This window comes from Streptomyces sp. NBC_00203 (assembly GCF_045206325.1).
Lineage (GTDB): Bacteria > Actinomycetota > Actinomycetes > Streptomycetales > Streptomycetaceae > Streptomyces > Streptomyces lutosisoli.
In genome coordinates this window covers 5,884,258-5,891,592 of the sequence record NZ_CP108126.1, presented here as the reverse complement: position 1 = coordinate 5,891,592, position 7,335 = coordinate 5,884,258, and the positions used below count along the sequence as shown (strand labels likewise).

The following is a 7,335-nucleotide window of genomic DNA, read 5'->3' as shown; positions in this document are numbered from 1 at the left end:
GAAGCTGTCTGCAGAAGGAGTACTCCAGTGAAGGACCCCCGGGATCGTTCGCCGGACGGGGCGGAGCTGCGGCACGCCCTCCAGGACCTGTCCACCGTGGAGCGCTGGGCGGAGCGTGTGTCGGCCGGCGGCCGGCCCGAGCCGTACACCTCTCCGGAGACTCTGGAGGGACCCGAGTTCAGCGTCGACACCGAGACGGTGGAGGGCATGCACAGCGTGGCCGCGATCACCGACTGGCCGCCGCACGGGGACTCGGCACCCGCGGAGCTCGACGACGCCTCGCGCGCCGCGCTGCGCTCTCTGGTCAGGTCCCTGCTCGACCTGGCGGGCCACGAGTCGGGACCGGCCCGTACCCATGTGGTGCTGGCCCCCGGCGGACCACGCGTCGTGGCCTGCCTGCTCGGCGAAGAAGCCCTGGTCACGAACCGTTCCCGCGACGGTTCCCCGGGGCGGTAACGGACCGGGAACGGACCGGGAACGCCCCCCAGGAAAGTCAGTGATGTCGGGAAGCGGAAACCACCGCAAAACCCGCAGACATCACAAAGGGGCGGAAAAATGGGACGCAAGCTTGCTGGAATCTTCGGGATCCTCGCGGCGACGCTGGCCTTCGGCTTCGGTGCCACGGTCGAGGCGGGTCACTCGCAGGGTCAGCAGGGTTCGCAGCACGTGCTTGCGGAGAGCACCGGCCCGACGAGCATCGGCGTCTGACCAGCCGCCCCTACGACTGTGCCCCGCACCGGAGTTCCGGTGCGGGGCACAGTCTTGTCCGGACAGTCAGCGGCGGCGGTCCGCGGGTACCCCCATCTCGGCGAAGAGGGACTCGGCCGCCGCCCGGTGCGCGGCGGCGTCCCCGGCATCACCGAGGGCATCGGCCATACCCACCAGCGCGTACGCCTGCTCGACGCGGTAGTTGGTGTTCGTCGCGATCTGGTACGCGTGCGTGTGCAGGGCGAGTGCAGTCTCCGTGTCCCCCTGCCGGTACCGCAGCCTGCCCACGGTGTTCTCCACCTTGGCGCGGCGCACCGGCAGTACGTTCGCCCGCACGAGATCGAGTGCGCTCTCCGCGAGGTCCGGGGTGCCCGCGGGCCGGCCGAGCCGCTCATCGACATCGGCCGACACGGCCAGGACCAGAGCGACGTCCCCCGGGTCGCCGAAATCGGCGCACAGCTCGCGCGCCTTTTCCAGCAGGCGGGCCGCCTCCTCGTACTCGCGGAGGCCGACATGCGCCAGGGCCAGATCGGTGATCGCTCCGAACTGGTGCTCGTGCTGGCCCAGTTCGTCCCTGAGGTCGACCGCCCGCCGGGCCGCGTCCCGGGCTTCCTCGTACCGGCCCCATTGCTCGAAGAGCGTGCTGAGGACCGTCAGTGTCTCGGCCTCCGCCCGCGGGATGTTCAGTTCCCGCTCCTGGGCGATCGAGTTCTCCAGGTGGACCAGGGCCTCGGAAAAGCGGCCGAGCAGGCTGCTGAGCTGCCCGAGCGTCGTCTCGCTGTGGGCCTCGGTGTGCCGGTCCCCGAGGCGGACCGCGACGTCCCGCCCCTCCCGGGCCGCCTCCAGGCCCTCGGAAAAGCGGCCGAGCCGCCAGCAGGCGACGCCCAGGTTGGACAGGCTCACCCCCAGCAGCCCCAGGTCGCCGAGCCGGCGGGCCGCGGCCACCGCGACGCGGCCCAGATCGCCGAACTCCTCCATCTGTCCACGCGCGTTGAGCTGGAAGACCAGGTTGCGGACCAGGCAGACCGCGTACCGGTCGTGCCCGCGCCGCTCGGCCAGCGTGACGGCGGAGATCAGCGCGGTCTGCTCGCGGGTGAACCACTCCTGCGCCCGGTCCGCGTCCCCGAGGTCCGGCAGCTTCGCCGGGGACGGCGGGATTCCGGTGGGACGTTTCTTCCGGCCGGGATAGAGGATGTAGCACGCCTCCTCGGTGGCCGTCAGGTAGTAGCCGAGCAGCCGCTCCACCGCCACCGCGTCCTCGCCCTCGGTCGACTCGCCGAGCAGGCTCTGCGCAAAGCTCCGTACCAGGTCGTGGAAGGTGTAGAGGCCGATCTCCGGCTGCTGTACGAGATGCACGTCGAGCAGCGTTTCCAGGAGGTCCTCCGCCTCCCAGATGCCCGTGCCGAGCAGCGCGCCCGCTGCGTGGACGTTGATGTCCCCGCCCGGATGCAGCGCCAGGATCCGGAACGCGGTGCGGCACTCCTCGTCCAAGGCCTGGTACGACAGTCGGAGGGTGGCGGAGACGCTGCGGGCACCGGCGCTGAGCTCGTCGAGCCTGCGCGTTTCGTCGCTCAGACGCTCAGCCAGGTAACGCAGGGTCCAGCGCGGGCGATTGCGCAGCCGGGCGGTGGCGATCCGCAGGGCGAGCGGGAGATGGCCGCACAACTGGGCCAGTTCCGCCGCGGCTTCGGGTTCCGCGGCGACACGCTGCGCGCCGAGGGTCTCGGCCATCAGGGTCGTGCTCTCCTCGGCCGACATCACCCCGATGGAGATCCACTGCGCGCCGTCGAGGTCCACCAGCCGGGCCCGGCTGGTGACCAGCACCAGGCAGCCGGAGGAAGCGGGCAGCAGCGGGCCGATACCGGCCGCGTCGGCGGCGTTGTCGAGGAGGATGAGCAATCGTTTCCCCACGAGCGTGGCGCGCCACAGAGCGGTGCGGCCCAGCACGTCGTCGGGTATTCGGTCACCCGGTATGCCCAGCGCCCGCAGCAGACTGTCGAGTGCGGTGCCGGCGGTCACGGGCTGGTCGCCGGGGGTGTGGCCGCGCAGGTCCAGATGGAGCTGGCCGTCGGGGTAGGCCTTCGCGAGCCGGTGCGCGGCCCGTACCGCCAGCGAGGTCTTGCCGCAGCCGCCCATGCCGTCGAGGGCCACGATCTGCGGCCCCTGCTCGCCGCTCTCCTGGGCGCAGCGCAGGAGTTCGGCCAATTCCCGGTCCCGCCCGGTGAAATCCGCCAAGTCGTTCGGGAGAGTGCAGGGCGGTTCCGCCGGCAGCGCGACGGGAGCGGCCGGCGGTGCCGGCGGCGGAGGTCCGGCCAGTTCCGGACTCTCCCGCAGGATGCCCTCGTAGATCTTGGTGAGCTGCGAGCCGGGATCGATACCGAGCTCCTCGACGAGGAGTTCACGGACCCGGCCGTACTCCTCCAGCGCCTCCGCCTGGCGTCCCGAGCGGTAGAGGGCCAGCATCAGTTGTCCGCGCAGGGTCTCGCGCAGCGGATGCTGGTTGGTCAGTTCCCGGAGGTCCACGACGAGTTCGGATGCCTCGCCGAGCGCGAGCCGCAGGTCGAAGAGCTGCTCCGACGCGGTCAGCCGGCGTTCCTCGATGGCGGTCGCCGCGGCCTCGATCACCGGACCGCCGCTCCCGGCGAGGACGGAACCGCGCCACAGCGCGAGCGCCCCGCGCAGTGTCTCTGCGGCTTCGGCGAGACGGCCGGCGGCCGCCGCGCTCTTCGCCTCACGCGCCAACAGACCGAATTCGGCCAAATCGATTTCGATTTCATCTATCGCGACGCGATAGCCGGGGCCGTCGGTGAGGAGCACTTCCGCGCCACCCGGGATACGTCGCCGCAGGTCCGCAATGGCCTTGCGTACTTGGTGGGATGCCGTCGTCGGCGGATCCTCGTCCCAGGCCGCCTCGACGAGACGGGATACCGGGAGAACTCTTCCGGCCTCCAGCAACAACGTAGCCAGTACTCGTTCTTGAATCACTCCGCCCAGCCGGAGCCGCGTCCCGTTCGCCCACCCCTCGATCGGGCCAAGAATGTTGAACCGCAGCTGTTCCCCTGCCGCTGCCGTCACGGCCAGTCCTTCCCCCTCGGTCCTAAGACCGCCCAGTAGTGCCTGGTCGCAGGTGATGGTAGTCGTCGCCGGAAACGGGCGGTACCGCACCGGGAAGGGTTCGGGAATGGCGCACCGGATGCTGTTCACCATCAGCGGACCAACAAGGCCGCCAAGGAGAACAGAGCGTGAGCAGACCGGAGAAACCCCAGTCCGGACGTACGCGTTCCGGACAATCCTGGGAGATCGGGGAACCGGGCCACACCATTGCCACCGCATTTGGGGACCAAGGAGACAATGATGAATTCCCAGGCGCCGACGCCCGGGCTGGACGCCCTGCTGCAGAATGCCCGCAGGCGATCCGGACTGACTCAGGAACAACTCGCCGGACTTTCCACTGTCAGCGTGCGAGCCATCCGCGACCTCGAACAGGGCCGCGTGCAACATCCTCGTAAAGAAACTCTGCGGCTGCTGGCCGGCGCCATGCGGCTGAGCGACGCACGGCGCATCGAACTCGAACTCGCGGTCGACGCCCACTCGGTGGGGCGCGTCTTCCAGGACAGTTACGGCGCCGAGCTCGCCGCCCCGCCCACCCCGCTGCGTCCGCTGGTCGGCCGGGTGCCCGAACTGGAGGCGCTGACCTTCCGGTTGAGCACCGAGCACGAGCGGCTGCTGACCCTGGTGGGCCTGCCCGGTGTGGGCAAGTCCCGGCTCGCCCAGGAGGCCACGCTGCGGATCCACGCCCGGGACCAGGTGCCGGTGCTGTGGGTGCCCATGGACCGGCCGGACGAGAACGCCGACACGGCGGACCGCAGCCCGCAGTCGACCATGGTCGGCTGGGTACGGTCACTGGTGCGCGACGGCGAGAAGTACGACGAACTGGCCGCCGTCATAGGGTCCAAGCCCACCCTGATCGTGCTGGACGGTCACGACGCGTCACCGGTCGTCAGCCCGCCCGTGCTGAACCTGCTGCGTTCCTGCGAGCGCCTCAAGATCCTCATCACCAGCCGCCGCCCTGTGCAGCCCCCCGGGGGACGGCTGCTGCCGCTGGCCCCGCTTCCCGTCCCGGTCCCCGCCGTCCCGGCCGGCACACTGCCGGGCGACTCCCTCGTCACGGACCGGCCCGCGGTCGAGCTCATGCTGTCGTACGTCAGCCACATGCGCCCCGACGTCCTGCCCACGGACGCCCTCACCACCACCATGGCCGACATCTGCCATGCCCTGGACGGCATACCGCAGGCACTGGAGGCCGCCGCGTCCTGGCTGCTGCTGTACTCGCCCGAGCAGCTTCTCGACGTCGCCCGGACGACTCCGCTGGTCCTCGTCGACGGAGTCACCCCCGCCGACTCCGCGAGCGGTGCCACCCTGGGCGACCAGCTGAGCGCCGTCGTCACCGGCCTCAACCCGCACGCGACCGCACTCCTCGACACGCTGGCCGCGCTGCCCGAGCCCTGGACGGTGGACGACGCCGCCCGCGCCGCGGGCACCGCGCTCGCCGAGACGGCCCGGGACGTGCACGCCCTGCTGCTGCGCGGCCTGATCCGCCAGCACCCGTCCGAGCCCGGCGGACCCGTCGGCTTCACCGTGCTCAACCTGGTGCGGGAGCTGCTGGGGGCGGGGCGCGTCGGGGCCGACGAGATCAACGAGGGCAACGACATCAACGAGGCCGTGGAGGCCCTGGCCTTCTAGTCCGCCCCTCGCTCCTCACTCCTCGCTCCTCACTCCTCACCTGTCACCCGCCAGAAAGGCACCGCATCCATGCGCAACCTGATCTCCCTCGCCGACCTCACCCCCGCCGAACTCGCCCACATCGTCGGGCGGGCCGTCGAATTCGGCCGCGGCGGCGCGGACCGCAGGTCGCTCTCCGGCCGGCAGGTCGGCATCTACTTCCGCAAGTCCTCGACCCGTACCCGTACGTCGTTCTGGAGCGGCGCCACTCGCCTGGGCGCCGACGTCATCACGTTCGGGCCGAACGAACTCCAGCTCACGACAGGGGAGACGGTCGAGGACACCGCCCGGGTGCTGGGGCAGTATCTCGACGCGCTCGTCGTACGCACCAACGGGGACGTGGACGAGATACGGAGGCTCGGCAGCAGCCCGGACCTGGCCGTCGTCAACGCCCTGAGCCTGGACGAGCATCCCACCCAGGCGATCGCCGACCTGGCCACGCTCACCGAGCACTTCGGTTCCCTGGACGGCCTGCATCTGCTGGCCGTGGGTGAGGGCAACAGCTCCGGCGCCGCGCTCGCGCTGGCCGCGGCGCTCACGCCCGGTCTGCGGGTGACCCTGCTGTGCCCGAGCGGGTACGAGGTGCCCAAGGACACCCTGGACCTGGTGGCCGAACTCAGCGGCGGCAAGGCCCTGGTGAGCCAGATCGTGTCCCCGGACGAGGTCGAGGGGCCGGTCGACGCCGTCTACACCAGCCGGTGGCAGACGATGGGCGTGCCCAAGGCGAACCCGGACTGGCTCAGCGACTTCGACGGCTTCCAGATCAACAGCGCGTTCCTCGACCGCTTCGGCGGCCCTCGTACCGTCTTCCTCCACGACCTGCCCGCCGTGCGCGGCCAGGAGGTCACGGACGAGGTGCTGGACGGGGAGCGGAGCGTGGCATGGCGGCAGGCCCACCACAAGATGACGGCCGCGATGGCGGTACTGGAGTGGTGTGTCGTGGGCTCCGCCCAGGGCTGACCGAGGTGTGGCCGTCCCGGGGTTCCCGCCCCGGGACTCTCGTTTGTCAGGAAATCCGGCGCAGCCGGAACAACTCGAGAACAACAACGCGAAAACCCGGTTCCGCCGGATCATTCCGGCGGCACCGGGTTTTTCGTTTCGAAAGAGGGCTGACCCGAGTCAGCCGGCCATCGCTGCGACGACCGAACGCGGTCGCATGTCCGTCCAGTTCGCCTCGATGAATTCGATGCATTCCTGCTTGCTGCCCTCGCCCTTCAGCAGTTCCCAGCCCGCCGGCTGCTGAATGCGGGACGGCCAGAGCGAGTGCTGGCCCTCTTCGTTGGCCAGCACGACATAGCGGCCCTCGGAATCCTCGAACGGGTTGGTTGCCATGATCTCCACCTCGGTTTGACGAGAAGGTAAGCGGTGAACTCCTGCCGTCGACGCTAGAACTCCCGGGCCGCCGATCGGGGCAGAACCTCCGGCAGACCGGCGGCATCCGGGCAGGCCGGATCAGGAGAGCTGGCGGGACGTCTGGTGCGCGTAGGTGAGGGCGACGCCGGTCGCCACGGTGGCCGCGCGCACCGCGCCGAGCGCCTCACGCAGCAGCTCTGTACGCTCCAGGGGCAGCTGGGCGAGTTGGGGCCGGCCCGCCCGTACGATGTTCACCGCGGCCTCCAGGACCGCGACTTGGGCCTCGCCGAGCGCCTCGCGCCGGTCGACCCGCCGCAGTGCCGTGGCCAGGACGTCCTCAAGCGCGTCCGCCTCAAGGACGCTTTCGCCGGTGTGTGTCATGTCATGACTCCTCGGTCGGGGCGCGATGTCCGCTGTGTGCGGTCCGCCCAGTGTCGCGCCCCGAATGGCGTCCGGAACACGGCAGTTGGGCAACTGCTCCTTTCCTGCCGC

Annotated in this window: 7 protein-coding genes; 4 read left to right on the top strand and 3 right to left on the bottom strand. The window is 70.4% G+C overall.

What is annotated here, in order from left to right; translation table 11 throughout:
* Positions 1-27: 27 nt before the first annotated feature.
* Both OG975_RS26420 and OG975_RS26415 read left to right on the top strand, forming a co-directional pair.
* Positions 28-456 carry a hypothetical protein gene (locus tag OG975_RS26420; RefSeq protein WP_406331862.1) on the top strand — a complete coding sequence of 143 codons (429 nt, stop codon included), beginning with the start codon at positions 28-30 and terminating at the stop codon, positions 454-456.
* A gap of 99 nt (positions 457-555) precedes the next feature.
* Positions 556-708, top strand: coding sequence for a hypothetical protein (locus OG975_RS26415; RefSeq protein ID WP_330306326.1), 153 nt, complete (start codon positions 556-558; stop codon positions 706-708).
* A 66-nt stretch (positions 709-774) separates the two neighbouring features.
* Here OG975_RS26415 and OG975_RS26410 read toward each other — a convergent pair whose 3' ends face one another.
* The gene (locus OG975_RS26410; RefSeq protein ID WP_406331861.1) at positions 775-3,783 is read right to left on the bottom strand and encodes an AfsR/SARP family transcriptional regulator; all 3,009 of its coding nucleotides are present in this window, start codon (positions 3,781-3,783) and stop codon (positions 775-777) included.
* 276 nt (positions 3,784-4,059) lie between these two features.
* Here OG975_RS26410 and OG975_RS26405 point away from each other — a divergent pair, with 276 nt between their 5' ends.
* The gene (locus tag OG975_RS26405; protein ID WP_406331859.1) at positions 4,060-5,451 is read left to right on the top strand and encodes a helix-turn-helix domain-containing protein; all 1,392 of its coding nucleotides are present in this window, start codon (positions 4,060-4,062) and stop codon (positions 5,449-5,451) included.
* Positions 5,452-5,520: 69 nt separating this feature from the next.
* Positions 5,521-6,450, top strand: coding sequence for an ornithine carbamoyltransferase (locus tag OG975_RS26400; protein WP_406331858.1), 930 nt, complete (start codon positions 5,521-5,523; stop codon positions 6,448-6,450).
* 159 nt (positions 6,451-6,609) lie between these two features.
* On the opposite strand, the gene OG975_RS26395 is transcribed toward OG975_RS26400, so the two are convergent.
* Positions 6,610-6,822: an MbtH family protein gene (locus OG975_RS26395; protein WP_327430540.1), complete on the bottom strand. Its 213-nt coding sequence runs from the start codon at positions 6,820-6,822 to the stop codon at positions 6,610-6,612.
* Positions 6,823-6,942: 120 nt separating this feature from the next.
* Positions 6,943-7,224, bottom strand: a complete 282-nt coding sequence (locus OG975_RS26390; RefSeq protein ID WP_406331857.1) for a hypothetical protein — start codon at positions 7,222-7,224, stop codon at positions 6,943-6,945.
* Between the last annotated feature and the right edge of the window lie 111 nt (positions 7,225-7,335).